General features: G+C 34.6%; 30 protein-coding genes and 1 riboswitch. Of the genes, 19 read left to right on the top strand and 11 right to left on the bottom strand.

Annotated features, from left to right (window positions below):
- Window positions 1–13 precede the first annotated feature (13 nt).
- From rpsB to EOD40_RS04260, 13 genes are all read left to right on the top strand, one after another.
- A complete protein-coding gene (gene rpsB, locus EOD40_RS04320) occupies window positions 14–781 on the top strand; it encodes a 30S ribosomal protein S2 (RefSeq protein ID WP_128193671.1) in 768 nt (255 codons plus the stop codon).
- A 124-nt stretch (window positions 782–905) separates the two neighbouring features.
- A complete protein-coding gene (tsf, locus tag EOD40_RS04315) occupies window positions 906–1,874 on the top strand; it encodes a translation elongation factor Ts (protein WP_128193670.1) in 969 nt (322 codons plus the stop codon).
- A gap of 131 nt (window positions 1,875–2,005) precedes the next feature.
- Window positions 2,006–2,653, top strand: coding sequence for a queuosine precursor transporter (locus EOD40_RS04310; RefSeq protein WP_128193669.1), 648 nt, complete (start codon window positions 2,006–2,008; stop codon window positions 2,651–2,653).
- Between the two features lie 2 nt (window positions 2,654–2,655).
- Entirely contained in the window at window positions 2,656–3,216 is a 561-nt protein-coding gene (locus EOD40_RS04305) for a DNA-3-methyladenine glycosylase I (RefSeq protein WP_128193668.1), read from the top strand.
- 90 nt (window positions 3,217–3,306) lie between these two features.
- Window positions 3,307–3,402, top strand: a riboswitch (TPP riboswitch).
- A gap of 66 nt (window positions 3,403–3,468) precedes the next feature.
- Window positions 3,469–3,675 carry a sulfur carrier protein ThiS gene (thiS, locus tag EOD40_RS04300; protein WP_128193945.1) on the top strand — a complete coding sequence of 69 codons (207 nt, stop codon included), beginning with the start codon at window positions 3,469–3,471 and terminating at the stop codon, window positions 3,673–3,675.
- Between the two features lie 128 nt (window positions 3,676–3,803).
- The gene (gene thiC, locus EOD40_RS04295) at window positions 3,804–5,627 is read left to right on the top strand and encodes a phosphomethylpyrimidine synthase ThiC (RefSeq protein WP_128193667.1); all 1,824 of its coding nucleotides are present in this window, start codon (window positions 3,804–3,806) and stop codon (window positions 5,625–5,627) included.
- Between the two features lie 76 nt (window positions 5,628–5,703).
- Window positions 5,704–6,303, top strand: coding sequence for a thiamine phosphate synthase (locus EOD40_RS04290; protein WP_128193666.1), 600 nt, complete (start codon window positions 5,704–5,706; stop codon window positions 6,301–6,303).
- The gene (locus EOD40_RS04285) at window positions 6,276–7,031 is read left to right on the top strand and encodes a hydroxymethylpyrimidine/phosphomethylpyrimidine kinase (RefSeq protein ID WP_128193665.1); all 756 of its coding nucleotides are present in this window, start codon (window positions 6,276–6,278) and stop codon (window positions 7,029–7,031) included. The genes EOD40_RS04290 and EOD40_RS04285 overlap by 28 nt, the downstream gene beginning before the upstream one ends.
- A complete protein-coding gene (locus EOD40_RS04280) occupies window positions 7,024–7,662 on the top strand; it encodes a thiamine phosphate synthase (RefSeq protein ID WP_128193664.1) in 639 nt (212 codons plus the stop codon). Before EOD40_RS04285 ends, EOD40_RS04280 begins: the two co-directional genes overlap by 8 nt.
- Window positions 7,643–8,419: a thiazole synthase gene (locus EOD40_RS04275; protein ID WP_128193663.1), complete on the top strand. Its 777-nt coding sequence runs from the start codon at window positions 7,643–7,645 to the stop codon at window positions 8,417–8,419. The genes EOD40_RS04280 and EOD40_RS04275 overlap by 20 nt, the downstream gene beginning before the upstream one ends.
- Before the next feature lie 93 nt (window positions 8,420–8,512).
- Window positions 8,513–9,625 (top strand): 2-iminoacetate synthase ThiH, encoded by a 1,113-nt coding sequence (gene thiH, locus EOD40_RS04270; RefSeq protein ID WP_128193662.1) that lies wholly within the window; start codon window positions 8,513–8,515, stop codon window positions 9,623–9,625.
- A gap of 48 nt (window positions 9,626–9,673) precedes the next feature.
- Window positions 9,674–10,384, top strand: coding sequence for a HesA/MoeB/ThiF family protein (locus tag EOD40_RS04265; RefSeq protein ID WP_128193661.1), 711 nt, complete (start codon window positions 9,674–9,676; stop codon window positions 10,382–10,384).
- Between the two features lie 172 nt (window positions 10,385–10,556).
- A complete protein-coding gene (locus EOD40_RS04260) occupies window positions 10,557–11,585 on the top strand; it encodes a M14 family zinc carboxypeptidase (RefSeq protein ID WP_128193660.1) in 1,029 nt (342 codons plus the stop codon).
- On the opposite strand, the gene aat is transcribed toward EOD40_RS04260, so the two are convergent.
- On the bottom strand, window positions 11,571–12,209 hold the full coding sequence (aat, locus tag EOD40_RS04255; protein WP_128193659.1) for a leucyl/phenylalanyl-tRNA--protein transferase: 639 nt from the start codon (window positions 12,207–12,209) through the stop codon (window positions 11,571–11,573). The two genes, EOD40_RS04260 and aat, sit on opposite strands and share 15 nt — an antisense overlap.
- 98 nt (window positions 12,210–12,307) lie before the next feature.
- Window positions 12,308–12,676, bottom strand: a complete 369-nt coding sequence (locus EOD40_RS04250; RefSeq protein WP_128193658.1) for a DUF3127 domain-containing protein — start codon at window positions 12,674–12,676, stop codon at window positions 12,308–12,310.
- Between the two features lie 347 nt (window positions 12,677–13,023).
- Here EOD40_RS04250 and EOD40_RS04245 point away from each other — a divergent pair, with 347 nt between their 5' ends.
- Window positions 13,024–14,169, top strand: coding sequence for a sensor histidine kinase (locus EOD40_RS04245; RefSeq protein ID WP_128193657.1), 1,146 nt, complete (start codon window positions 13,024–13,026; stop codon window positions 14,167–14,169).
- Here EOD40_RS04245 and EOD40_RS04240 read toward each other — a convergent pair.
- The 3 genes from EOD40_RS04240 to greA all read right to left on the bottom strand — a co-directional run bounded on the left by EOD40_RS04240 (window position 14,166) and on the right by greA (window position 16,442).
- Window positions 14,166–15,359 (bottom strand): transglutaminase domain-containing protein, encoded by a 1,194-nt coding sequence (locus EOD40_RS04240; RefSeq protein ID WP_128193656.1) that lies wholly within the window; start codon window positions 15,357–15,359, stop codon window positions 14,166–14,168. The two genes, EOD40_RS04245 and EOD40_RS04240, sit on opposite strands and share 4 nt — an antisense overlap.
- A gap of 193 nt (window positions 15,360–15,552) precedes the next feature.
- Window positions 15,553–15,942 (bottom strand): HIT family protein, encoded by a 390-nt coding sequence (locus tag EOD40_RS04235; RefSeq protein ID WP_128193655.1) that lies wholly within the window; start codon window positions 15,940–15,942, stop codon window positions 15,553–15,555.
- A gap of 23 nt (window positions 15,943–15,965) precedes the next feature.
- Entirely contained in the window at window positions 15,966–16,442 is a 477-nt protein-coding gene (gene greA / locus EOD40_RS04230) for a transcription elongation factor GreA (protein WP_128193654.1), read from the bottom strand.
- A gap of 162 nt (window positions 16,443–16,604) precedes the next feature.
- Between greA and EOD40_RS04225 the strand changes: the two genes are divergently transcribed.
- Window positions 16,605–17,024, top strand: coding sequence for a Rieske (2Fe-2S) protein (locus EOD40_RS04225; protein WP_128193653.1), 420 nt, complete (start codon window positions 16,605–16,607; stop codon window positions 17,022–17,024).
- Window positions 17,025–17,081: 57 nt separating this feature from the next.
- Here EOD40_RS04225 and EOD40_RS04220 read toward each other — a convergent pair whose 3' ends face one another.
- The 5 genes from EOD40_RS04220 to EOD40_RS04200 form a co-directional block, all read right to left on the bottom strand.
- Window positions 17,082–19,292 (bottom strand): TonB-dependent receptor, encoded by a 2,211-nt coding sequence (locus EOD40_RS04220; protein ID WP_128193652.1) that lies wholly within the window; start codon window positions 19,290–19,292, stop codon window positions 17,082–17,084.
- A gap of 323 nt (window positions 19,293–19,615) precedes the next feature.
- Window positions 19,616–20,020, bottom strand: coding sequence for an alternative ribosome rescue aminoacyl-tRNA hydrolase ArfB (gene arfB, locus EOD40_RS04215; RefSeq protein ID WP_128193651.1), 405 nt, complete (start codon window positions 20,018–20,020; stop codon window positions 19,616–19,618).
- Window positions 20,021–20,023: 3 nt separating this feature from the next.
- Window positions 20,024–21,643, bottom strand: coding sequence for a DUF4301 family protein (locus EOD40_RS04210; RefSeq protein ID WP_231129577.1), 1,620 nt, complete (start codon window positions 21,641–21,643; stop codon window positions 20,024–20,026).
- A gap of 49 nt (window positions 21,644–21,692) precedes the next feature.
- Complete coding sequence (gene pnuC, locus EOD40_RS04205; RefSeq protein WP_128193649.1) at window positions 21,693–22,337, bottom strand: nicotinamide riboside transporter PnuC; 645 nt, start codon at window positions 22,335–22,337, stop codon at window positions 21,693–21,695.
- Window positions 22,338–23,072: a geranylgeranylglyceryl/heptaprenylglyceryl phosphate synthase gene (locus EOD40_RS04200; protein WP_128193648.1), complete on the bottom strand. Its 735-nt coding sequence runs from the start codon at window positions 23,070–23,072 to the stop codon at window positions 22,338–22,340.
- Window positions 23,073–23,274: 202 nt separating this feature from the next.
- On the opposite strand from EOD40_RS04200, the gene EOD40_RS04195 reads away from it, so the two are divergent.
- The 3 genes from EOD40_RS04195 (at window position 23,275) to EOD40_RS04185 (ending at window position 24,624) form a co-directional block, all read left to right on the top strand.
- Entirely contained in the window at window positions 23,275–23,871 is a 597-nt protein-coding gene (locus EOD40_RS04195; protein WP_128193647.1) for a Crp/Fnr family transcriptional regulator, read from the top strand.
- Window positions 23,872–23,951: 80 nt separating this feature from the next.
- Window positions 23,952–24,233 (top strand): hypothetical protein, encoded by a 282-nt coding sequence (locus EOD40_RS04190; protein ID WP_128193646.1) that lies wholly within the window; start codon window positions 23,952–23,954, stop codon window positions 24,231–24,233.
- A 1-nt stretch (window position 24,234) separates the two neighbouring features.
- Window positions 24,235–24,624: a group III truncated hemoglobin gene (locus tag EOD40_RS04185; RefSeq protein WP_128193645.1), complete on the top strand. Its 390-nt coding sequence runs from the start codon at window positions 24,235–24,237 to the stop codon at window positions 24,622–24,624.
- Window positions 24,625–24,782: 158 nt separating this feature from the next.
- On the opposite strand, the gene EOD40_RS04180 is transcribed toward EOD40_RS04185, so the two are convergent.
- Complete coding sequence (locus tag EOD40_RS04180; protein WP_128193644.1) at window positions 24,783–25,412, bottom strand: 4'-phosphopantetheinyl transferase family protein; 630 nt, start codon at window positions 25,410–25,412, stop codon at window positions 24,783–24,785.
- A gap of 227 nt (window positions 25,413–25,639) precedes the next feature.
- On the opposite strand from EOD40_RS04180, the gene ahcY reads away from it, so the two are divergent.
- Window positions 25,640–26,956 carry an adenosylhomocysteinase gene (ahcY, locus tag EOD40_RS04175; protein WP_128193643.1) on the top strand — a complete coding sequence of 439 codons (1,317 nt, stop codon included), beginning with the start codon at window positions 25,640–25,642 and terminating at the stop codon, window positions 26,954–26,956.
- Window positions 26,957–26,996: the final 40 nt, after the last annotated feature.

The raw sequence follows: 26,996 nt of genomic DNA, 5'->3' as shown, positions 1-26,996 counted from the left end.
AACTAGTACAAAAATGTCAAACAAAGTAGAAGTAAAAGAATTACTAGAAGCAGGTGTTCACTTTGGACACATGACTAGAAAATGGGATCCAAACATGGCTCCTTACATTTATATGGAGCGTAATGGTATTCACATCATTAATCTATATAAAACTGCAGCTAAAATCGAAGAAGCTAACGAAGCTTTAAAAAAAATCGCTGCATCAGGTAGAAAAATATTATTTGTTGCTACCAAAAAACAAGCAAAAGACATCGTTGCTGATAAAGCAAAAGCTGCAAACATGCCTTACATCACTGAAAGATGGCCTGGTGGAATGTTAACAAACTTTGTTACTATCCGTAAAGCAGTTAAAAAAATGTCTTCTATTGATAAAATGAAGAAAGATGGTACTTTCAACACTCTATCTAAAAAAGAGCGTTTGCAAGTAGATCGTCTTCGTGCTAAATTAGAAAAAAACTTAGGTTCAATCGCTGATATGTCTAGACTTCCAGCTGCATTGTTCGTAGTAGATATCAAAGCTGAGCACATCGCAATAAAAGAAGCACAAAAATTAAACATTCCAGTTTTCGCAATGGTTGATACTAACTCTGATCCACGTGAAGTAGATTACGTTATCCCAGCCAATGATGATGCTTCTAAATCAATTGAGAAAATTTTATCTTTAGTAACTGCTTCAGTTATCGAAGGACTTTCTGAAAGAGGTTCTGAGAAAGAAGTTGAAGTAGCTGAAGAAACTGCTCCGGCTGCTGAGGCTGAAGCTGCTCCAGCAACTGAAGAATAAATAAACTTTTAAATTCCAAATTTTAAATTCCAAATTCCAAAATTAGATTTTAACGATCTGATAACGTTGGGATTTGGGATTTGAAGATTGGAATTTTTACTTTTAAACCTTAAAAATAAATACTATGTCAACTATAACAATTACTGCTGCAGACGTAAATAAATTAAGACAAGCTACAGGTGCCGGAATGATGGACTGTAAAAAAGCTTTAGTTGAAGCTGAAGGAGATTTCGATAAAGCGATACAAAACCTTAGAGAAAAAGGACAAAAAGTTGCTGCTAACCGTTCTGACCGTGACTCTTCTGAAGGTGCTGCTGTTTCTTTTATCAATGCAGACAACACTAAAGGAGCTATTATCACTTTAAACTGTGAGACTGACTTCGTAGGTAAAAACGAAGCTTTCGTAACTTTAGCTAAAGAATTAGTTGAAAAAGCAATCAACTTCTCTTCTAAAGAAGAATTTTTAGCATCTGATTTCAACGGAATTACTGTTGCTGAAAAATTAATCGAGCAAACTGGTGTTATCGGTGAAAAAATCGAAATCGGTGGTTTCGAAATTTTAGAAGGTGCTTACGTTGGATCTTATGTTCACGTTAACAAAATTGCTGCTTTAACTGCAATTTCTGCTCCAGTTGCTAACGCTGAAGCTTTAACAAAAGATATCTCTATGCAAGTTGCTTCTATGGGAGCTGATATATTATCTTACAAAGATTTTGATCCTGCTTTCGTTGAATCTGAACTTGCTGCTCGTATTGCTGTTATCGAAAAAGATAATGAAGAAGCTGCACGTTTAGGAAAAACATTGAAAAATGTTCCTAAATACATCTCTTTCTCTCAATTAACTCCTGAAGTTATCAAACAAGCTGAAGAAGATGCTAAAGCTGAATTAAAAGCTGAAGGTAAACCAGAGCAAATCTGGGATAAAATTATTCCAGGAAAAGTACAACGTTTCATCTCTGACAACACTACTTTAGATCAGGAAAAAGCTTTATTAGACCAAAACTTCATCAAAGATGACAGTAAAAAAGTTGGTGACTACGTTAAAGGATTCAATGTTGAAATTACAGGTTTCAAAAGAGTTACTTTAGGTTAATCTAACTATATTTTATACTCGTACAAAATCCCATTCGTTCATTCGAATGGGATTTTTTTTAAATTTAACTTTTGTTCCATCCATAAATTCAAAATAAAGAAACTAAATTTGGTTGAATCAAATTCCAAATAATGTTTCAATCCAAAAAAGACCTTGTTTACGTAATCCTAGCCGGAATATTTATCACCAATGCAGTAGTGGCCGAATTAATCGGTGGAAAACTCATCCAAATTGGCCCTTTTATCATGAGCCTCGGGATTCTTCCCTGGCCCATCGTTTTTATCACTACCGATATTATCAATGAACATTTTGGCAAAGAAGGAGTAAAAAAACTCTCCTATATAACCGCAGGGCTTATTGCCTATTGCATTCTTATTCTTTTCATTGGGACAAAAATCCCTGCTTTTATCACCAAGGAAACCGTTAACGACGAACAATATTACGCCGTTTTTGGCCAGGGTATGTTCATTATGGTTGCCAGCATTATTGCTTTTCTAGCTTCACAATTGATTGATGTTTCTATTTTCTGGTTTTTACGAAATAAAACCGGCAAAAAAATGATTTGGCTTAGAAGTACAGGTTCTACGTTAATTTCCCAACTTATCGACAGTTTTATCGTTTCGGGAATTGCCTTTTGGCTTACCGGAAAAATTACAACAAATCAATACCTGAACATGTCCATAACGGGTTACACTTTCAAATTAATGTTGGCTATTGTTTTAACACCTTTAATTTACCTTGGACATCATCTCATCGAAAAATACCTTCATAACGATTAATCATGGAAAACAAAACACGCTGCACCTGGTGCGAGAAAGACGATTTATACCGTAAATACCATGATGAAGAATGGGGAAAACCTGTTTATGATGATGCTACTTTATTCGAATTTTTAATCCTCGAAACCTTTCAGGCAGGATTGAGTTGGTACACTGTTTTGGCAAAAAGAGAACATTTCCGTCTTGCTTTCGATAATTTTGATTATAAAAAAATAGCTAACTACCAGGAAGATAAATTCCAGGAATTATTACTGAATCCGGGGATTATTAGAAATAAACTAAAAGTGCGCGCTACCACCACAAACGCTCAGGCTTTTATAAAAGTACAGGAAGAATTTGGTAGTTTTTCCAAATACATCTGGGGTTTTGTAAATGGCAAACCCATTGACAACAAACTTCAAAGTCTCAAAGACATTCCTGCTACTACTCCCCTTTCAGATGTCATTAGCAAAGACTTAAAAAAACGTGGTTTTAAATTTGTTGGTTCCACTGTTGTCTATGCCCACATGCAGGCAACAGGAATGGTTAATGACCACGTGGAAACTTGCTGGACAAGAAAATAGTACGCAGTGTTTAGTTTAGAGGTATTCAGTATAAAATTGTTAAACTTCTATCTTCTAAAATCTTATTTCTAACTTTTTCATTACATTTGCGTCACACTTTAGGGGTGTCTGCAATCGCAGGCTGAGATTTTACCCTCTGAACCTGATCTAGTTCACACTAGCGTAGGGAAAAGTAAGATGACTTCCATAGTCCCATTTTTTTGGGCACTTGTAGCCATTCCTAAAGTAGTACTCATACTAAATTTAAAAGGAATGGAACTAAAAATTAACAACCAAATCAAAAAATTTGAAGCAGAGTCTCTCAGCGTTCAAGCCCTGCTCGATATCGAAATTCCCCAAAAACAAAATGGCATTGCTGTAGCCATCAACAACAGCGTTATTCCAAAATCCAATTGGAACAATCACCTCCTATCTGAAACTGACGATATTTTAATTATTTCAGCCACACAGGGAGGATAGGCATTTTTAAATTCCAAAAACTAAATAACAAATTCCAATTTAACCTCAAGGAGTAACAAATTTCCATAAAATTCTAAAAGTTATGCCAAACACATAACTTATAACACACAACCCATAACTTCAAAAACATGAACAACGAAGAACAAATATCAAGACAACCATTCCCGAATTCGACCAAAGTGTACATAGATGGTGAAATCCACCCGATAAAAGTGGCTATGCGCGAAATCAAATTATCCGACACTAAACTTTCTAAAGGTGGTGTAGAAAAAAATCCTCCTGTAACTGTTTATGATACTTCAGGTCCTTATACCGATCCAAATATCGAAATTGATGTTCGCAAAGGATTACCTCGCATCCGTGAGCAATGGATTCTGGATCGTAATGATGTGGAAGAATTAACCGAAATCACTTCTAATTACGGTAAAGAACGTTTGAATGACGAAAAACTAAATCACTTACGTTTTGAATATTTACACAAACCGATGCGTGCTAAAAAAGGAGCCAATGTTTCGCAATTACATTATGCCAAAAAAGGAATCATCACTCCTGAAATGGAATACATTGCCATTCGTGAAAACCAACGCATCGAACAATTAGAAACGGCACAAAAAGCAATGCAATGCCAACACGCTGGACATAGCTTTGGAGCCAATACGCCAAAAAGTAAAATCACGGCCGAATTTGTACGCTCAGAAATTGCAGCTGGTCGTGCCATCATCCCTAACAACATCAATCACCCGGAAAGTGAACCGATGATTGTGGGACGTAACTTCCTGGTAAAAATCAACGCCAATATCGGAAACAGTGCAGTTACATCCTCTATCGAAGAAGAAGTGGAAAAAGCGGTTTGGGCTTGCCGTTGGGGAGCTGATACGATTATGGATTTATCAACTGGTAAAAACATCCACGAAACCAGAGAATGGATTATCCGTAACTCTCCGGTGCCAATTGGGACGGTGCCAATTTACCAGGCTTTGGAAAAAGTAAACGGTATTGCCGAAGATTTAACTTGGGAAATTTTCCGTGATACTTTGATTGAACAGGCTGAACAAGGAGTCTCTTATTTCACTATTCACGCAGGAGTACTGTTAAGATATATTCATTTAACAGCTAATCGTGTAACGGGAATTGTATCTCGTGGAGGTTCGATTATGGCTAAATGGTGTTTGTTTCATCACAAAGAAAACTTCTTGTACACGCATTTTGAAGAAATTTGCGAAATCATGAAACAATATGATGTGGCTTTCTCTCTTGGAGATGGTTTACGTCCGGGTTCTATTGCCGATGCCAATGATGCTGCTCAATTTGCCGAATTAGAAACTTTAGGCGAACTGACAAAAATTGCCTGGAAACACGATGTTCAGGTATTTATTGAAGGACCGGGTCACGTTCCGATGCACATGATTAAAGAGAATATGGACAAACAATTAGAACACTGTTCTGAAGCGCCATTTTACACCCTAGGACCATTAACTACTGATATTGCCCCTGGTTATGACCACATCACTTCTGCAATTGGAGCTGCGATGATTGGTTGGTATGGCTGCGCAATGTTGTGTTATGTTACCCCAAAAGAACACCTTGGTTTACCAAACAAAAAAGACGTTAAAGACGGTGTTATCACCTATAAAATCTCGGCTCACGCTGCTGACTTAGCCAAAGGACATCCGGGAGCACAATACCGTGACAATGCGTTGAGTAAAGCCCGTTTTGAATTTCGTTGGGAAGACCAATTCAACTTAGCCCTTGACCCTGATACAGCCCGTGAATTCCACGATGAAACCTTACCTGCTGACGGAGCTAAAGTAGCGCATTTCTGTTCTATGTGCGGACCAAAATTCTGCTCAATGAAAATATCACAGGAAATCCGCGATGTTGAAGAAGCTAAAAAAGGAATGCAGGAGAAATCAGAGGAGTTTATCGAACAAGGAAAAGAAATCTATATCTAAAAAAGGGAAGTAGGAAGTTAGAAGTGGGAAGTTAAAACTTCACTTCTAACTTCCCTCCCCTAACTTCTAACTTAAAATGATAGTCATCTCCAATCCAACAGCGATAGCTAATGAAATCAATACCATCCATGCTCTTTTCGAGCATGGATTGGAATTGTTTCATGTTCGAAAACCTGATTTTTCAGAGAAGGAAATGAAAGCTTTTGTAGCTGCTATTGGATTAAAATATCGCAGCAAACTGGTTTTACACAGTCAACATCAATTGGCAGAAGATTTAGGGATTAATCGACTACATTTTTCTGAAAAAACGAGAAAACAAATCGATCCCGAAACTTTGTATCATTACAATGAGAAAAGGATTCATTTATCGACTTCCATTCATACCATAGAAGCCTTTAACGATTTAAGAATCTTTTTTCAATATGCATTTCTAAGCCCTGTTTTTGCCAGTATATCAAAATCGAATTACCAATCGAATATTGATTTATTGGAAGCAATACAAAACCGAACTAATCATCAAACTAAACTAGTTGCATTAGGCGGAATCGAAGCTGAGAATATCCAAAAAACACTAGCTGCTGGTTTTGATGATTTTGCTCTTTTAGGCACTATTTGGAACGCAGAAAATCCTATCAAAAATTTTGAATTATGTCAACAAATCGTCCTTTCGTATTAAGCATTGCGGGTTTTGACCCTTCGGCTGGCGCTGGAGTTTTGGCAGATGTCAAAACTTTCGAGCAACATCAGGTTTATGGTTTTGCCATCAATACAGCCAATACCATCCAAACCGAAAACGAGTTTGTTGCTATTCAATGGACTGAACTTGATTTTGTATTGCAATCCATCGAAACCTTATTTGATTCTTACGAAATCAAAGTGGTAAAAATTGGCATAATCCCTTCTTTGGACTATTTAAAATCGATTGTTTTTTTGATAAAAAGGCTTTCGCCAAAAACCAAAATAGTGTGGGATACGGTTTTAAAATCTACTACTGAATTTGACTTTTTGACTATTGAAAATCAAAATGATTTTATTAGCATTTTAGAAAAAATAGAACTGATAACTCCCAACTACAACGAAGTTTTAAAACTTATTCCAACAGAAAATAAACTAGAAGTTAGTATCGAAATATTATCCAAATACTGCGCTGTTTTACTAAAAGGAGGACATCATCCCACGGAAGTTGGCACCGATTATTTGCATACACCAAATCAATCTTTCAGGTTTTCGCCAAAAAACACTGAAATATATCAAAAACACGGTTCAGGCTGTGTATTATCGGCAGCAATAACCGCTAATCTGGCCTTAGGACAAGAGCTTTTAACTGCCTGCAAAAACGGAAAAAATTACACCGAAAACTTTTTATTGTCAAACTCATCACAATTAGGACATCATTATGTATAAGCGTTTACAATACATCTCACAAGGAAACACAATTGAAACACAATTGCACAACATTCAGCAAGCTTTAGAGCATGGTTGCCAATGGATTCAGATGCGTTTCAAAAATGCCACTTCAGAAGACACATTTACTTTGGCGGAAGCCGTAAAAATCTTGTGCAACGAACACTCAGCCACATTTATCATCAACGACAATGTACCGCTAGCTTTAGAAATTGATGCCGACGGCGTTCATTTAGGGCTAAGCGACATGAAAATAGCCAACGCAAGGGCAATTCTGGGTAACCAAAAAATCATTGGTGGTACGGCAAATACTTTTGAAGACATTCAAAAACAAATCAATCAAGGAGCTGATTACATTGGCTTAGGCCCTTTTCGTTTTACAAAAACCAAAACTAATTTAAGTCCAATTTTAGGATTAGAGGGCTACCAAAACATCCTGAATCAATTAAAAGAGCAACAAATAAAAACCCCTGTTTATGCTATTGGAGGCATCCTGACTGACGATGTGGAATCTATTATCAAAACAGGAATTCATGGTATTGCCGTTTCAGGACTGATTACTGAAAGTGATAGCAAAACAAAATTAATTACTGAACTTAACGAAAAATTATATGGAAACGTCATTGTTTAAAATTGGCAATAAAGAACTGCAATCGCGCTTGTTTTTAGGAACAGGAAAATTTGGTTCGAATATCCAAATGGAAGAAGCTATTTTGGCTTCTGAAAGTGAATTAGTGACTGTAGCACTAAAACGAGTAGATTTAGAAACCGATACCGATGCTATTTTATCGCATTTGAAACATCCTGGAATCAATTTATTACCTAATACATCAGGAGCTAGAAATGCCAAAGAAGCTGTTTTTGCTGCACAATTAGCAAGAGAAGCGTTAGAGACAAATTGGTTAAAACTGGAAATTCATCCCGACCCAAGATACCTGCTACCCGACCCAATCGAAACCTTGAAAGCCACCGAAGAACTGGCTAAATTAGGTTTCATCGTTTTACCTTACATCCATGCCGATCCTGTTTTATGTAAAAGATTAGAAGATGTGGGAACAGCGGCTGTAATGCCTTTGGGATCACCAATAGGAAGCAACAAAGGACTAAAAACCATCGACTTCCTGGAAATCATCATCGAGCAATCTAAGGTTCCTGTGATTATCGATGCGGGAATTGGCGCTCCATCTGATGCGGCAAAAGCAATGGAACTGGGTGCCGATGCCGTTTTAGTAAACACCGCAATTGCAGTGGCCGGAAATCCAAAAATGATGGCTGAAGCATTCAAAGAAGCCGTAATCGCAGGAAGAAAAGCCTACGAGGCCAAACTAGGACAACAATACACTCATGCAATAGCATCAAGTCCATTGACAGCATTTTTATATGAATAATTTTTCAACCGCAAAGTTCGCAAAGCAAAGCGCCAAGAACGCAAAGCTTAGTGAACTTTGCGTAAATCTTTGCGCCCTTTGCGGTTAAAAACTATGAAAACATTTAAATCGGTTTTTGAACAATACAATTGGAATGAAATTCAATCCAAAATTTATACTACTACAGTCCAGCAAGTAGAACAATCATTAGCGAAGTCAAAAAGAAATCTCGATGATTTTTTAACTTTAATTTCTCCTGCTGCTCAGCCGTATTTGGAACAAATGGCGCAATTAAGTCATGAATTGACTAAAAAAAGATTTGGTAAAACGATTCAGATGTATGCTCCGTTGTATCTAAGTAATGAATGCCAAAACATTTGCACCTATTGTGGTTTTAGTCTGGATAACAAAATCAAACGAAAAACCCTCACGGATTCGGAAATAAAAATCGAAGCCGAAGCCTTGAAAAAAGCAGGATTTGATCATGTTTTATTGGTTACCGGCGAAGCCAATTACACCGTAAACATCAATTACTTCCTGAATGCAATTGAACAAATAAGAGAACAATTCTCCATTATTTCTGTCGAAGTGCAACCACTTTCACAGGAAGAATACGAGCGATTGCATGAAGCAGGAGTCTATTCGGTTTTAGTGTATCAGGAAACCTACCATCAGGAAGTCTATAAAAAATACCATACCAAAGGCAAGAAATCAAATTTTGATTTCCGTCTTGACACTCCTGACCGAATTGGGAAAGCGGGTATTCACAAAATTGGATTGGGCGTTTTATTAGGTCTGGAAGATTGGCGCACCGATAGTTTCTTTAATGCCTTGCATTTGGATTATTTACAAAAGACTTATTGGAGAACCAAATACGCTGTTTCCTTCCCAAGACTGCGCCCTGCCGAAGGAATTATCGAACCCAATTTTATCATGGACGATAAGGATTTAACCCAATTAATTTGTGCTTACCGTTTGTGGAATGAAGATGTGGAGATTTCGATTTCGACCCGAGAGAATGAAAAATTTAGAAATAACATTATCCCCATTGGAACTACCAGTATGAGTGCAGGTTCAAAAACGAATCCTGGAGGTTATGTTGTCGATCCTCAATCCTTGGAGCAATTTGAAATTAGTGATGAACGTTCAGTAGCAGAAATTGCAAGAATTATTACCGAAAGAGGATACGAACCTGTTTGGAAAGATTGGGACAGAACTTATTTTTAAAGTTCCTAAGATTCTTAGCAACTTACAAACTTAGAACCTTATTAAAAAATGAGCGTAATACAAGATTTTTTAAGATACAATCGACAGGTAATTTTACCTGAAATTGGAGAAGAAGGACAAAACAAACTTAAAAATGCCAAAGTACTTGTTATTGGTGCCGGCGGTTTAGGCTGCCCTATTTTACAATATCTGGCTCCTGCAGGTGTTGGAACTATTGGCATTGTAGATTTTGACACTATCGAAATTCATAATCTTCACCGCCAAATTTTATATACCGAAGAGCAAATAGGTCTATCAAAAGCCCTGACTGCAAAAGCGACTGTCGAAAAACTGAATCCGATCATTGAAGTTCTGACTTTCGAAGAAAAACTAACCGCTGGAAATGCTTCCAGAATTATTGCTGATTTTGACATTGTAGTCGATGGTTCGGATAATTTTAGTACCCGTTATTTAGTTAATGATACTTGCGTAACTTTAGGAAAACCTTTGGTTTATGGCAGTATTTTAGGTTTCGAAGGTCAGTTAGCTGTTTTTAATCATCAGGGAAGTAAAAATCTACGTGATTTATTTCCTGAACCACCTAATCCTAAAGATGTGCCTAATTGCAGTTTTAATGGCGTTCTAGGTACTTTACCGGGAATGATTGGCACCATGATGGCACACGAAACCCTGAAACTGATCATCGGTTTACCGAGTTTGAAAAATGAATTGGTCTTATATAAAACCTTGGATTGGAGTTTTGTGAAGTTGAATTTTTAGCGTTTACATTAAAAAGGAACACGGACCTGTCTGCCGACAGGCAGGTTTAAGAAATTCAAGAAATCTTAAAAATCCTTTTTTGTGTCTTTGTAATTCTCTTTATGAACTTTGTTATTAAAAATAAAAGCTATTCGGGATTCAATTGTATCTTTATAATTCATAAATATTTACCATGAATTTATACGATTATATCCATTTTATATTAGATACGCCTTTAGTAGAAACTGAAGGAATTAATATTGGTACTTCTGTTGAAGGTCATACTATTCAAGGCTTCCGATTTGGAAAAGGTATTAAAAACATTAGTCTTATTGCAGGTAATCATGCTGATGAACCTATTGGCCCATTGCTTTTAAAGAAATTAGTTTCCTATTTCTCAACGTTACCAGAAAACCATGTTTTATTGGAAAAATATAGTTGGTGGATTGTTCCTCATACCAATCCTGATGGGGAAAAACAAAACTTAAAATGGTATAACTATACCGACACCAAAACAGACTTAACCCAATATTTACTCCATGTCCAAAGGGAATTACCCGGACGGGATTTAGAATTTGGTTATCCAATAGAAGGAAAAATTCCTGTTTTGCGTCCTGAAAATACTGCTGTTTATAATTTTTGGAAAACAGCAAATGCTACTTTTTCCCTACACGCCTCTCTTCACGGAATGAAATCAAGTTATGGGGCTTGGTTTTTAATTGATGAAGCCTGGATTGACAGAACAAAAAAACTAAGACAAGATTGCAAGAACAAAACAACTGAACTGGGTTATGACTTATATGATTTAGACCGAAAAGGTGAAAAAGGATTCACACGCATTGATGAAGGTTTTTGTACCCGTCCTGATGGTGGAAAAATGCGAGAGCATTTTTTAAATTTAGGAGACACCAAAACAGCGGCACAATTTCATGCGAGTTCAATGGAATCCATTCGAAGTTTGGGAGGCGATTGCTTAACCTTGGTTTCAGAAATGCCTTTGTTTATTTTTCCAAAAAAAGACAGAGAATTGGTCTGGCCTGATACTTATTTAAACGAATGGAGTGACCAATTTATACAATGGAAAAACGAATTACTTTCTGGAAAATTATCTGCCACAGCATTAGAAACTGAAATGAAAGAAAAAGAGGTATATGCCATGCCTTGGGAAGACCAATTGAAATTACAATGGCAGTTTATAGTCTCGGGATTAGAAGCTATTTAAAATTGCCATAAACTCATCGCGTTCAATTTCGCGACAGCCTAAACTTTCCAGATGAGAATTATAAACCTGACAATCGAGGAGTTTGTAATTCTCATTTTTAAGTTTCTCAACTAAGGCAATAAAAGCTACTTTAGAGGCATTGGAAACTAAAGAAAACATACTTTCGCCACAAAAAATGTGTCCTAAATCAACACCATACAAGCCACCTACGAGTTCATCATTCTGCCAGACCTCAACCGATTTGGCCATTCCTAATTCATTGAGTTTACAATAGGCTTCAATCATGTCATTAGTAATCCAGGTTCCGTTTTGACCTTCCCGTTTTATCTTTTGACAATTGGAAATCACATCCCTGAAATTCTGATTGAAAGTCACTTTGAAAACATTCCTTTTCAAAATGTTACGCATGCTTTTAGAAACTACCAATTCGTCCAGAAACAAAACCATTCTGGGATTTGGTGACCACCAGGTAATAGGTTCTCCATCTTCAAACCAGGGAAAAATACCACTATTATAGGCTAATTGTAAGCGCTCAGGCGACAAATCTCCTCCTAAGCCAATAATTCCTGAAGAATGGGCTAGGTGAACTGGCGGAAAAAATAAGTCCTGAGATAAGTAATACATGCTTAAATTTCAAAAATCAATGGCAATATCAAAACAAAAAAGCCAGAAATTCAAGTAAACTCAAACTTCTGACTTCTAACTTCTAATTTCTTTATTTTTTAGAACGGCAAATCATCTGGCTCATCTTCGTTTAAGTTTGTTGCCGGTGCAAAAGCTGGAGCAGCTGGCATTGGTGCAGCAGCAGGAGCTTCAGCAGCCATTTTTTCGATTCTCCAACCTTGGATACTGTTAAAATATCTTGTTTCCCCTTGTGGATTTACCCACTCTCTACCTCTTAAATTGATAGAAACCTTTACTGCTTCCCCAATATTATAATTGTTCAACAAATCACATTTGTCTTGTGTAAACTCAATTAGGATATGTTGAGGATATTGTTCCTCGGTAGTAACAACTAATTCTCTTTTTCTAAATGATGCACTAACTTGTTGCTCCGGATTAACAACTTTAATTTTCCCTGTAACTTCCATCTTCGTTATTTTAATTGTTATTTGATTATTATTATCCAAAAAGTATTCCCCGACTGAAATACGTTCTTTTCATTTGAGTATTTGCTAATTTCTAAATCAATCTATTCAAAATCAACCGAAAACAAAACTCTTTACAGAAAAACTTTGTTTTACAAATATAATAACTTCTTCTATCTGACCACAATGTTTGTTTTACAATTTTAATTTTAATTTTTAATTCCTTGTCAGGCAAGACGGTTCGATAAAAACAGAAGAACTCTCAGCAAAAAAGCCGATACATAAAACTTAAAAAAAACTAAAATAATACCACTTATATTTCGTTATATTTATAGTTCTAAATATCGTTTATGCAATTTTCGGACAAAAGAAATACTGGAAGATGGATTCTTATTTTCGCTTCCTTTTTAATCATTTCCTTGATTCTTTGGAATACCTATACTTTTTTTCAGATATTTAAAAACGAAGAACGTCTAAAGATGAACCTTTTGGCAAAAGCCCAAAAAACCCTCATCAATGCCGATGAAAATACCGATGTTGAACTTCCTCTCCAAATTTTCAATAACAACACCTCTATTCCGGTCATTCTTACCGAAAACGACAGTATCATCAACACCATTAACATTGATGAAGCCATAGTAAAAAACAAGTCAAAAGCTATGGATTTTTTATCCCAATTAAAAAAAGAAAACGATCCTATTATTATTGAATATGCACCTAATAAATTCCAAAAATGGTATTATGGAAATTCAGCTTTACTGAATAAACTGAAATATTATCCCATTGCCTTATTGCTGATTATAGTCTTATTTTCGGCATTGATTTATTATTTTTATCGAAGTACAAAAATTGCAACCCAGAACAAACTTTGGGCGGGAATGGCTAAAGAAACTGCACATCAAATAGGCACGCCACTTTCTTCATTAATTGGTTGGGTAGAAATTTTAAAAACCGAAAATATTGATGAAAGTACGACTATCGAAATCGAAAAAGATATTGATCGACTGCAAACCATTACCGATCGTTTTTCTAAAATTGGTTCGGAACCCGTTTTAGAAAAAAGCAATATCATTGAAGAAACTTTACAAACCTACAACTATCTTCAATCCCGGTTTTCTAAACAAATTGAATTCTCTTTTGAAAGTCCAAATTCGGAAATTTATACTATGCTCAATCCTACTTTGCATAGCTGGACCATAGAAAACCTAATAAAAAACGCCATTGACGCAATGAAAGGAAAAGGAAAAATTGTTGTCTCCATAGAAGAAGATGCTCTTTATGTCCGCATAAATGTTACTGATACTGGAAGCGGAATCCCTAAAAACCAATTCAACACCATTTTTGAACCTGGATTTACCACTAAAAAAAGAGGTTGGGGACTGGGACTTTCTTTAACCAAACGAATTGTAAAGGAATACCACAAAGGCAGCATCAAAGTCTTGCAATCCGAAATAGGAAAAGGCACCACCATGCAAGTGAAATACAGCAAAATCTAATTATTTACCATCTTAGGTCTCTGTACAATCTTATAAAACATTGTTTTTCTAACTAAAGCCGGCTTGGTCAAATACAGATTTACAAATTGCAAATGTTCTTGGGCTCTCTCTAAAGTTTGAGAAATTGTTTTTCGTAAATTTTCAACACTAGACATATTAGCGCTACTCACCTCTTTTTCAAAATCAAAAAGAGTCTGTTGGCATCTGATTAAACTATCTATAGGTTCCTGTATTTTTCTTTTTATTTCCTCATCCGGAACTATGGGTTGAAATTGCTTGTTTCTATAATGGATAAAATCGTTTAACTGTCTATTGGCTCTATTGTATTGATCTATAATTTCAGTATATTTCTTTCCTTTTTCTCTTTCATTTTCATTTCTCCAAGCCGTTTTTGCATATACAAAAGCCTGAGAAATATGCTGATTTCTCATTCCTCCCTTTTCAATTCGCTGACAAACTTCTAAAAGTTGTTCCAATTTAGGCAAACTTTCAAATCTTATAATTTCATTTGCATAATCAAATTTTTGTTTTGTGTCATCTCCCGCATAAACGCCTTCCATAAATTCCTGATTGGTAATTGGATATTCTCTAAGTTGCCATAAATAATCAAATGGCATGTGGGTATTTATCATCAATTCGGGATCTACTTTAAAATGATCATTGTTCAGTCTTCGTGTAAAAATCCCATTGATAACATATCCTGAACCCCATGTAGCATCAAATAGATACCATTTATTATCAATTCTGGCGGCATTCCATGAATGAGACAAATTATCCACTTTTACCTTATTCCATTTGGTATATCCATTTACCACTACCGATTTTATTCCTACCGAAGTCGCTAATTGATTAAAAATATTGGAATAATCAAAACAATTTCCTTTTTGGGCCTTAAAGGCTCTTGCAATTCTATCTTGAAGCGATTCGTCAAATTTAACCTCAAACATATTGTCAGCATCATAACTAATAATGTTAGCTGTCCAATAAAAAACGGCGCGAATTCTATCTGATTCTGTTTGAAAATTACTTTTTATATATTGGCTTATTTCATCCATAGACTGATTATATTCGGCTGGCATTTTATCCATCTTAGCATCAACCAAATCATAATTTTTCTGGATTTTTTGTTTCTTTTGAGCCAAAACAAAAAAGGAACAAAAACAAGAAAGCAACAAAAGAGTATGTCTCATAACAATATAAAAAAGTTTGTTGTACAATATCAAATATATAAAACAAGATTAGCTTTACAAGATATACAAAGATTAATTCATAATTACTTCCGAACCAGAATTTACAAAAAAACCAATAACAACATTTAAAAGCATAAAAAAATCGTTTAAAGAATAACCTCTAAACGACTTATATATCAACTTATTATAGAAACTACAAATTAGCTCTAATTTCCTGAGCTAAGCTTTCAAATTCTTCTTTGCTTAAAGCTACTTTTTTCTGAAAACGTATATCATCCATTTTGTTTAACGGAATCAAGTGTACGTGAGCATGTGGAACTTCAATACCAATAACTGAAATCGCAATTCGGTTACACGGAATAGTTTTTTCTAAAGCAATGGCCACTTTTCTCGAAAACTGCATTAATCCTAAATAAACTTCATCATCCAAATCAAAAATCTTATCGACTTCTACTTTTGGAATGCACAAGGTATGTCCTTTTGCATTAGGATTAATATCTAAAAAAGCGAAATAATTATCATCTTCAGCAATTTTATAACATGGGATTTCTCCGTTTACTATTTTGGTGAATATAGAACTCATATTTAAAGCTTTAAATTATTAAACTAATCTCTTGAAATTTCTAAAATTTCAAATTTCAAAACACCATTAGGCACTTTAATTTCGGCAACTTCACCTATTGACTTCCCTAACAATCCTTTCCCGATTGGAGAAGTAACAGATATTTTTCCTGTTTTTAAATCAGCTTCACTTTCGGCAACCAGAGTATATTTCATCTCCATACCGTTAGCCTGATTCTTAATTTTAACGCTTGACAAAACCAAAACTTTTGATAAATCAAGATTTGACTCATCAATCAATCGGGCATTGGCATGAATTTCCTCTAATTTGGCAATTTTCATTTCCAACATTCCTTGCGCTTCTTTGGCAGCATCATACTCTGCATTTTCAGATAAATCTCCTTTATCTCTTGCATCGGCTATATCTTGAGATGCTTTAGGACGCATCACCGTTTTTAAATAATCTAATTCTTCTCTTAATTTTTTAAGTCCTTCTGCTGTGTAATAAGATACTGTACTCATAACTTCATCATTTTATAAAATAGAAAAAATCCCATCGGAACGGGATTTCTTTCCACAAAGATAATATATTTTTTTATAGTGTATAATTATATGTTAACCATATGATATTTCAAATGTAAATAAATTAAATTTGTTTCACTAATACTTTTACGAATTAAAAACATGAAAAAAATCATCCCGCTTTTCCTGATTAGTCTTTTGTTTTTTTCCTGTTCCGATAATGGCTTTAATAATAAAAATCCATACATACCCAACTATAATTTTTCGGTAACTTTCGACTTGAATCTTCCAGCCTATTCGAATCTGAAATTTGTGAGCAATGCTATTTATTATGCAGGTCCCGATGTAGGTCCAAAAGGGATTTATGTATTCAACACTGGAAGTGGATACAATGCTTTTGATGCAGCCTGTCCTAATCAGGCACTCAGTAGTTGTTCCACCTTGACACTTAATGGTATTAACCTGGTTTGTCCTTGTGACAATCAAGAATACAGTTTGTTTTCAGGACAAGGAAAATTACAATATCCATTAAAACAATATCGAGTAGAAGTGATAGGAAGCATACTCCGAGTATACAACTAAATAAAAAAAGCCTGAAAATTTTAAAATTTTCAGGCTTTTTTTATTTAAAAGTTCTAATTAAAACTTCAATGTTAATCCGGCTAAGAAATTAGCTCCAGCTTGTGGATAATAATACACATAGCCTCCTCCATAATCAGCTCCATTGGAAATATAGCTTCTATTGGCAAAATTATTAGCTAAGACACTAATAGTTACAGCTTGGAAAATACTTTTTGGAAAAATGGTGTAAGTTGCATTAAAATCGTTGATGAAATAATCTTTTAATTTACCCTGACCGTCATTTATATTATTCATATACTGACTCCCTACAAATTTTGACAACAAGTTCAATTGTAAATTAGCTATTGGTGAAAACATCAAACTATTAGCCGCAATTAATTTTGGAGAAAAAGCAATATTAGTATTTCCTAATTCAATTAAATCGGTTCCATTATCCAATACAAAATCAATATTCTTATTATCACTTAACGTAAAGTTAGGACTAATAGCCCAGTTTTTATCCAATTGAAATCTAGCATCTACTTCTAATCCTAAACGATAGCTTTTACCCACATTCGTTCTAATTGGATTTCCAACATTATCTAATTCACCCGTTAAAACCAACTGGTCTTTGTATTTCATATAAAATCCATTCAAATTAATTTGAGTTTTTGGCGCTACATATCTCCAACCCAATTCAAAATCATTTAATCGTTCTGGTTTTACACTTCCTCCTTCGTAATCAGTACGATTAGGCTCACGATTAGCTCTTGCATAAGAAAAATAAATTGCATTGCTATTATTAATAGTATAAGTTAAACCGGCTTTAGGATTAAAGAAATTAAAATTATCATTAACTACACCTGTATCTACACTATTGGCTTTGTAATGTACATTTCTCAATTGCGCATCAGCAAAAAAGTTCACATTTGTACAAAGTTGGTAATTGATTTTAGCGAAAACATTCACATCATTTTTAGTTGCCATATTATAATCCATAGGAACTCCTATTTGACTATTTGATGGATATTGAAGCCACAATAATTCTGTAAAATGAGCTCCTTCATAACGATTAGCTCCTCCTCCAAAAATCACATTTAATTTTTCGTCTTTATAATTAGCAGAAAAAGTAGTTCCGTAAAAATCATTGTCCAACCATTTTCTTCTAGTGTAATCTGTTGAAGTTATGGTTTGGCCATCAACTACTATAGGATTTAAACCTAAAAACGAATATTGAGCATCATCTGCGTAATACAAATTTGTGTACTTCCAGTCATCTACATACTCTTCATAATAACCTTTCCCTTTGGTATAATGAAAAGCTAAATTTGTACTCCAACGACTTGAAATTTTTTCATTCCAATGTAATTGTGCGTGATCCTGATTGTAATTATCTATTTGATTTTTATAAAACCCTTCAAAATTCCCTGAATTATCAAATATTTCACCTACAGAGTTGTACCTCCTATTCGAAGCCATTGTTACCGCATCAATTCCATTCCAAGATTGATAGGTTCTTTCTTTCCCTCCAAAAACCAAAGCTTTTATCAAAGTAGTTTTTCCCACATAGGTTCCTTGCAGGAAATAAGATTTCAAATCAGAACTCGCTCTGTCTACATATCCATCAGATTTTAAAGTTGACAAACGACCGGCAATTTCAAAATGATCATTCATCAATCCTGTACTAAATTTCACTGTATGCTTGTGCGAATTAAAGCTTCCAAAAGAATTTGAAATTTCGCCACTACTCTTTTTCGAATAAGAATCTGTTAACATATTTAAACTTGCTCCGAAAGCTCCTGCTCCATTAGTTGATGTTCCTACTCCGCGTTGTAATTGTAAACTTTGAACTGAAGAAGCAAAATCAGGCATATTTACCCAAAAAGTACCATGACTTTCCGAATCATTATAGGGAATTCCGTTAATAGTCACATTCACACGGGTCGCATCACTACCACGTACACGAATTCCTGTGTAACCAAATCCATTTCCAGCATCAGAAGTGGTAACCACCGATGGCATATAATTCATTAACACCGGAATATCCTGCCCTAGATTGCGAGGAGCAATTTCTTTTTTATCTAAATTAGAAAAACTTACTGGTGTTTTTGTAGTAACACGCACCGCCGAAACCAGCACTTCATCGAGTTGGTTCACTTTTGTAGTGTCTTTTACTTGAGAAAAAGAGGTTACAGAGAGAAGAGAAAAGAAAATAGAAAAAAGAAAAAAGAGAATTGACTTTGAGCCTATACAACTTAGTATCTTGGCATCCTTAAAAATAGTATTCATCCGTAATTGTTTTACGAATAAAAGGGGGAATTATTCTTTTTGTTAATTGATTTTTTTTATGATAATTCAAAAGTAATTATAATTGATTTATCATTTTTTCCCTTGACAACATTACTCGTCCAGGTTCGTTGGGTATGATCTCAGCTCGTTATTTTGAGCACCCCTTTGAGACGCGGCAAAGGTAACGCTAAAAAAATCAAATCCCAAAGATCAAATTCCAAATTCCAAAAACTCGCTTTTAAATGGTTTTTGTTGGTATTTGGCTCCGAGCTATAGCATTCCGATAGCTATCGGAAAGGCGAAGCAATTTATTAATTGAAATTTTAATCTAAGTTTGGTTTTCTACGCGATTGTTTAATTTCTGATAAATTCTTTTTGTCTTTGATTCGTTTTTTAATCACCGATTTTGGAACTTTTGTAGACTTTCTAATTTTAGGAACGATGAGTCCTTTTTTTATTAGTTCCAAAAAACGTTTCGTGACAATTTCTTTATTTTTAAGTTGGCTCCTGTCTTCATCACAGTTCAGAATCAAAACTAAATCAGTTGTCAATCTTGAGGAAAGATTCGTTTCTAACAACATTTTTTCTTCTTCAGACAAAGCCTGAGAATTTTTCAAATCGAAAGACAATACCACTTTAGACGAAACCTTATTGACGTTTTGCCCTCCAGCACCACTACTCCGCACTGCTTTATATTGTAATTCGGATATAATCTTTTGAATTTCCATCTCTTATTTCGACTGATGTGCTTCTTTCAACAAATCATTTACAGTTTTCACCGGATTAAAAGTTATCAAAGGCACTTCGACAAAAACAGTCAGCCAATTAGCCATTGCCCCATTCCACAAACCAGGCAATTCATAACCTTTAATGTCTTTTCCCTGATAATTTTTCTCAACTATAAATCCGCTATTTTCATCCACAAACTGATGCAAATCGAACTTTTCGTTTTTATAATTTTTAGTAGCACAAACTAAATCTACAGGATTAAAATGAGTGGCATTGGCCATAATTTTAGCCTGCTTTTTATTATTCAAATCCACCTGAGAAGATTCTACAATTTGCAATGAAACTTCCTTTTCAGTACTTTTTACCCAAAAAGGCCCACCTCCGGGTTCCCCCTCATTAATCACCATTCCGCATACTCTGATAGGACGATTTAATACATTTTTCAGCACTTTTATTTTATTCTCAATAGTGTACAAATCAAAATCAGACTTAATATCCATATTCAATTTTTCTTTCAAGAATATTTTAATCTCTTCGATTTGTTTATCATCAATCGTGTAGAGATCAATCAAATTCAAACAGGCAAAAATTTGCTGTTGCAGTTCTAACAAAATACCTGCCAATGCCTTCTTATAAAGCGCAATTTTCTCATTATTATGAAGAATTACATTATCAATGTTTTTGATAAAAATAATATCAGCATCCAACTGATTCAAATTGCCAATCAAAGCACCATGACCTCCAGGTCTAAAAAGCAATTTTCCTTCTTCAGTTCTAAAAGCTTTATCATGCATCGTCACCGCAATGGTATCGGTGCTTTTATCCTGATAAGAATAACTTACTTCAATACTGGTTTGCGTTTCCTTTTCTACCTTATCCTTTACAGTATTTATAATCTGCTCAAACTGTTCCTGATGTGACTCAGAAACCGTAAAATGCAAATACGATTTATTATTGGTACTTGAATAATAACCACATTCATATAAATGTTCTTCGATAGGCGTAGCAATTTTGCTGATATATTTATGAAAAGGCAAAATCCCCTTAGGTTTAGAAGCAAAATCAAAATACTTTGCATCCAACATCAATTTTATAAAATAATAATTTTTATAATCACGAGATAAGGAATCAAAGTTGGGAAACTCTTCTTTTAATCTGTTATAAATAATTTCAAAAAAAGGCAACTTTTCCATCCCTACGATAAAAACTGGCAGCTTAGTATCCTTTTTTCTGTTTATATAAGCATTAATCGTTTCTTTCTCAATATTAAATTCGTTCAGGAAAGCAGTCAGGAATTTAAACATTCTACTTGCTGCTCCTGAAGCCGGCACAAATTTTAATAATTTTAAATTGGATTTATGTGTATCAAAAAAAGTAGCTTTCTCAACAAAATCAGTATCGGTCAGTTTTAGAATCCCGTTTCCAACTGTTGCTGCTTCGAGTAATTCCATCTTAGCAATTCCTTTTTTAAAAATCGCAAGTTCTTTTTTTATGTTTTCCAATGAAACTCCATGTTCTTTGATTTGTTCAAAATCCTGTTCTGACAATCCCATACTTTTAATTTTATTTAAATCATCAATTGATCCCGATTTCTCTAACACTAAAACTCCTATCTTACTCATATAATTGTAAAAAGACATTGCATTAATCTCATTAAAAACACAAAAACTATTATTCTAAAACAGCTGCTTCTCCAGACTGTTTCTGCTGATTATTTAAAATTCCTTTCCACTCTAAATAACCAAAAACTGCAAGAACTGTAAAAATTAAATATTGCAAACTTGTAAATGTATAGCCTTTAAAAAAATATAAAGGTATCGAAATAAAATCTCCAATAATCCAAAAAATCCAGTTCTCAATTTTCCTCTTAGCCATCAACCACATTCCAACAAAAAAGAGTGCCGTTAATAAAGTATCGACATAATTATACCAATTAGTAAATTTATCAAAATACTGGTAAACTAAAAACACAAAAACTAAAGTTAAAACAAAAATAACAGCCGCTATCTTATGCTCACTTTTTGTCGCAACTGAAACAGGAAATTCTACAACATCACCTTTTTTCCGCGTCCAATGATACCAACCATAAAGACTCATTATAAAATAATAGCCGTTAATCATCGAATCACCTAATAACTCCCATTTCCAAAGCAAATAAGCATAAATAAAAGTACTCACTAATCCTGTTGGAAAAACCCAGATATTATCTTTTTTAGCAAACCACACACTTGCCAATCCAAAAAAAACACCCATCAATTCCAATACAATTTCCGAAGTGGGGTAATTAGCATATTGGGCGAAAAAGAAATCTATCATTTATATTTTTGTTTTTGGATTAAAAAAATCAACGTCTTTTTCAAAAGCCGTCCCTATCACAACTAAATCAGCACCCGATTGATAGGCATTTTGAATTCCTTCTAAATCTACAATTCCGCCACCTACAATTAATGGAATGGCAATATTTTGAGCTACATATTCAATCATTTCTAACGGAACTGCTTTTTGTGCACCACTTCCTGCTTCAAGATAAATCAATTTACTTCCAAGCATTTCACCTGCTTGGGCTGTTGCCAATACCAAATCAAGATTATCCCTATCCAAAGGCGTTGTTTTACTCACACGTTCAACAGCCGTTTCGCTTCCGCTTTCAATCAAAATGTAACCCGTAGACAGAATTTCAAGATTGGTTCGCTTTAAAATTGGCGCAGCCTTAACCTGATGCTCTATCAAATAATCAGGATTTCGACCGGACAATAAAGATAAAAACAAAATTCCATCGGCATGATTAGAAATTTGAGAAGGATGTCCCGGAAAAAGCACAATAGGCAACGCACAACCCTTTTTAATTCTAATAATCAAATCATCCAAAATAGAGTTTTCTACAAGACTTCCGCCAATAAAAAGATGAGTAGCTGGGGATTGATTTATCTTGTTAACCAAATCCGCTATAGTATCCAAAACTATTTTATCCGGGTCAAGAAGAATGGCTAATAATTTCCGGTTTTCTGATTTAGCTTTTTGTATTTCCTGATAAATTGTTACTTTTTCCATGAGAGCGTAAAAGTAAAAAGTTTTTCAAAGTACCAGAACAATTTCTAAACAATTATATTTGTTATACTGATATTGATTTTATTTTTAATTCTATCTTTTTGGTATAATGCCGTTGTATATTTCATTTAGTTCCTCAAAAAGGAACTATTTTAAAATAACAAACGGTATTAGCACTTTTAGAAATCCTAAAACTCATCCGATTATGATTGCAATTCCATTGCTCGAAAAATATAATGGCATTATAAAAAACTATCAAAGTGGCGATATCATTTTTGAAGAAGGTAAACAACCAACGCATTATTACCAAATTATTTCGGGCGAAGTAAAGATGAACAATTACAATGATGAAGGCAAAGAATTCATTCAGGGAATTTTTTATAAAAACCAGTGTTTTGGCGAACCTCCGCTGTTTATTGACCAGGTTTATCCTGCCAATGCCGTAGCAGTGACTGATTCCGAATTAATCATAATTACAAAAGACAAATTCTTTGAATTACTAAAAAACAATTCGGACATCAGTTTAGCAATCATCAAAAATCTATCGCAAAGACTCTATTACAAATCGGTTATGGCGGCCGAGATTTCTTCTCAGGATCCTGAACACCGCGTGTTGCGATTAATAGATTATTCGATAGAACAATTGAATTTTAAAAAAGAAGAAGCTGGTTTTCTAATTAATTTCACCCGACAACAAATAGGCGATTTAACCGGTTTAAGAGTCGAAACCGTTATCCGGGCTATAAAATCACTGGAAAAAAAAGGCGATTTAAAAATAATCAACCGAAAAGTATATCGCTAAATAATATTATTTTATATGATTTAAGTCATAAAATGGTGGTCTAGTACCGTTGTAAATTTGTGGTATTAAAACAAATTATTATGACACTTTACAACACTACCTTCGAAAGATTCAATCAAAATTTTATTGGTTCTGCTACTTTAAGCATACTAGTACAAAGCTGTTTAGGTGGCGCAGCTGCCATGAGCGTATTAGCTAATGGAACTTCAATACCACAAATGATCCAACTGGCAATTATTGTATTTATATGCATCATTGCAAACACATCCATTCTTGCTCAAATGAAACATAAATTCATCTTTAACAGCGTTATTATAAGTGCTATTTCAAGCATCTTATTTATTATTCTAAACAATCTGTAAAATGAAAAACGACATCAAAAACAGAGCTGATGTTGCTGTTTTAGTCCATGCTTTTTATGGCAAAATAAGGGCTGATGAAGAAATTGGCCCTTATTTTAACGAACTGATTTTAGACTGGGATTCTCATTTAGAAAAGCTAACTGATTTTTGGGAAACCAATTTATTTGCAGTTCGAAAATTCAAAGGCAATCCAATAGCTGTTCATAATAAAGTAGACGAACATTTTGATGGTCAAATCAATGCGAATGAATTTGGGATTTGGTTAAACTATTGGTTCCAGACATTAGATTCTCTTTTTGAAGGTGAAAATGTGGAAATTTTAAAGAACAGAGCCCGCAAAATGGGTAGTTTTCTTTATCTGAATATGTTTAAGAACAGAGTAAAAATTTAGGAACACAGACCTGTCTGCCGACAGGCAGGTTAAAGAAATTCTATAAATCTTATAAAATTTCTCTTAGTGAATCTTTGTGTTTCTCTTTGCGAATCTTTGCGAAAAAACTTTATTCTCCCTGCCTGTCGGCAGACAGGTTTGCGGTTAAAAATAAACTATTATTCCAAAGCATAGACTAAAGTAAAATCCTCCACTTCTTCAAAATAAATTTTGAAATCTTTGTGCAAACTACCAAAATGAAGACTTGCTATAGTTTGGGTTTGGTTCAAATCAAACTCATTTACTGCAATATGATCTTTAAAGCTGATTCCTTTTTCGTTTCGAATTTTGAAAATCGCTTCTTTGGCTCCCCAAATTACCGTTAGCTTTTTAATGTATTCGGCTGTTTTTTCTCGGTCTAAATATTCAAATTCTGCATCACAGAATTTATCGGCGATTCGAATAATTTTTTCTCTTTGTAATTCGATATCAATCCCAACAATTTCATCACTAATGATTATTGCAGCAAACTGATACGAATGCGTTATCGAAATATGTTTTCCATCATGAAGATGTGGTTTTCCAAATTCGTCATAATACAAGTCAAAATCAGTATAGCCAGCTTCATTTAAAAGTTTGCGCACACTTAGAAACCCTCGCTGATGCAATTCGGATTTCATACCATCAATACGCAACTGACATATAGGATTCAGACTTACTTCTTCTAATAATTGTTCCAATGGTTCGGTAATCTTCCAAACGTAGATAGCGGTTGCGGAATTAAATTGTATTTTTTTATATAAAGGCATTCTTTTAATTGTGAATGATAAATTGTCAATTATTAAAGTTGCTGTAATTCGAAGTAAATTAAAACCTAAAGGAGTAATTTACAATTGATAATTAACAACTGATAATTAAATTGCTAGTATTCTAGTTATTACGACATTAAACAATTCATAAATATTTTAGAAATTAGTTTAATTCTAAAGTTATTACGTAAATTTGCAAAAATTTTACAATTACAAATATACTATAAATGAGTACAACGACTACGCCTTATGTGGCTTTCAAAGTAAAAGACATTTCTCTAGCGGCTTGGGGAAGAAAAGAAATTGAATTGGCTGAAGCTGAAATGCCAGGTTTAATGGCGCTTCGTGCTGAATATAAAGACGAACAACCTCTTAAAGGTGCTCGTATTGCTGGATGTTTACACATGACTATCCAAACTGCAGTTTTAATTGAAACTTTAATTGCTCTTGGTGCTGAAGTTACTTGGTCTTCTTGTAACATTTTCTCTACTCAGGATCAGGCTGCTGCTGCTATTGCTGCTGCTGGAATTTCAGTTTATGCTTGGAAAGGTCTTGACGAAGAATCTTTTGACTGGTGTATTGAGCAAACTTTATTCTTTGGTGAAGACAGAAAACCATTGAACATGATTCTTGATGATGGTGGAGATTTGACTAATATGGTTATTGATCGTTACCCTGAATTAGTTCCTGGAATTAAAGGTCTTTCTGAAGAAACTACAACTGGTGTTCACAGATTGTACGAAAGAGTAAAAGCCGGAACTTTACCAATGCCTGCAATCAACATCAATGACTCTGTTACTAAATCTAAATTTGATAACAAATACGGATGTAAAGAATCTGCTGTAGATGCTGTTCGTCGTGCAACTGACTTAATGTTAGCTGGAAAAAGAGTTATCGTTTGCGGATACGGTGACGTTGGAAAAGGAACTGCTGCTTCTTTTAGAGGTGCCGGATCTATTGTAACTGTTACTGAAATTGACCCAATTTGTGCTTTACAAGCTGCAATGGACGGTTATGAAGTTAAAAAATTAAACACTGTAATTGCTAATGCTGATATCATCATTACAACTACCGGAAATAAAGATATCGTTCTTGGAGAGCACTTCGAGCAAATGAAAGATAAAACTGTTGTTTGTAACATCGGACACTTTGATAACGAAATTGACATGGCTTGGTTGAACAAAAACCACGGTGCATCTAAAATCGAAATCAAACCACAAGTTGACAAATACACTATCAACGGAAATGACATCATCATTTTGGCTGAAGGTCGTTTAGTAAACCTTGGTTGTGCTACAGGTCACCCAAGTTTTGTAATGAGTAACTCATTCACAAACCAGACTTTGGCTCAAATCGAATTATGGAATAACAGTGCTGCTTACAACAATGACGTTTACATGTTACCAAAACATTTAGATGAAAAAGTAGCTGCTTTGCACTTAGCTAAATTAGGCGTTGAATTAGAAACTTTACGTGAAGATCAGGCTGCTTATATTGGCGTTCCTGTTGAAGGTCCATTCAAACCAGAATATTACAGATACTAGGTCATTGCGAGGAACGAAGCAATCTCCCTATATTTTCAAA

Origin of the sequence: Flavobacterium sufflavum (genome assembly GCF_004016525.1) — a bacterium.
In the GTDB taxonomy this organism is placed as follows: domain Bacteria; phylum Bacteroidota; class Bacteroidia; order Flavobacteriales; family Flavobacteriaceae; genus Flavobacterium; species Flavobacterium sufflavum.
This window is presented reverse-complemented; position numbering and strand designations above follow the sequence as displayed.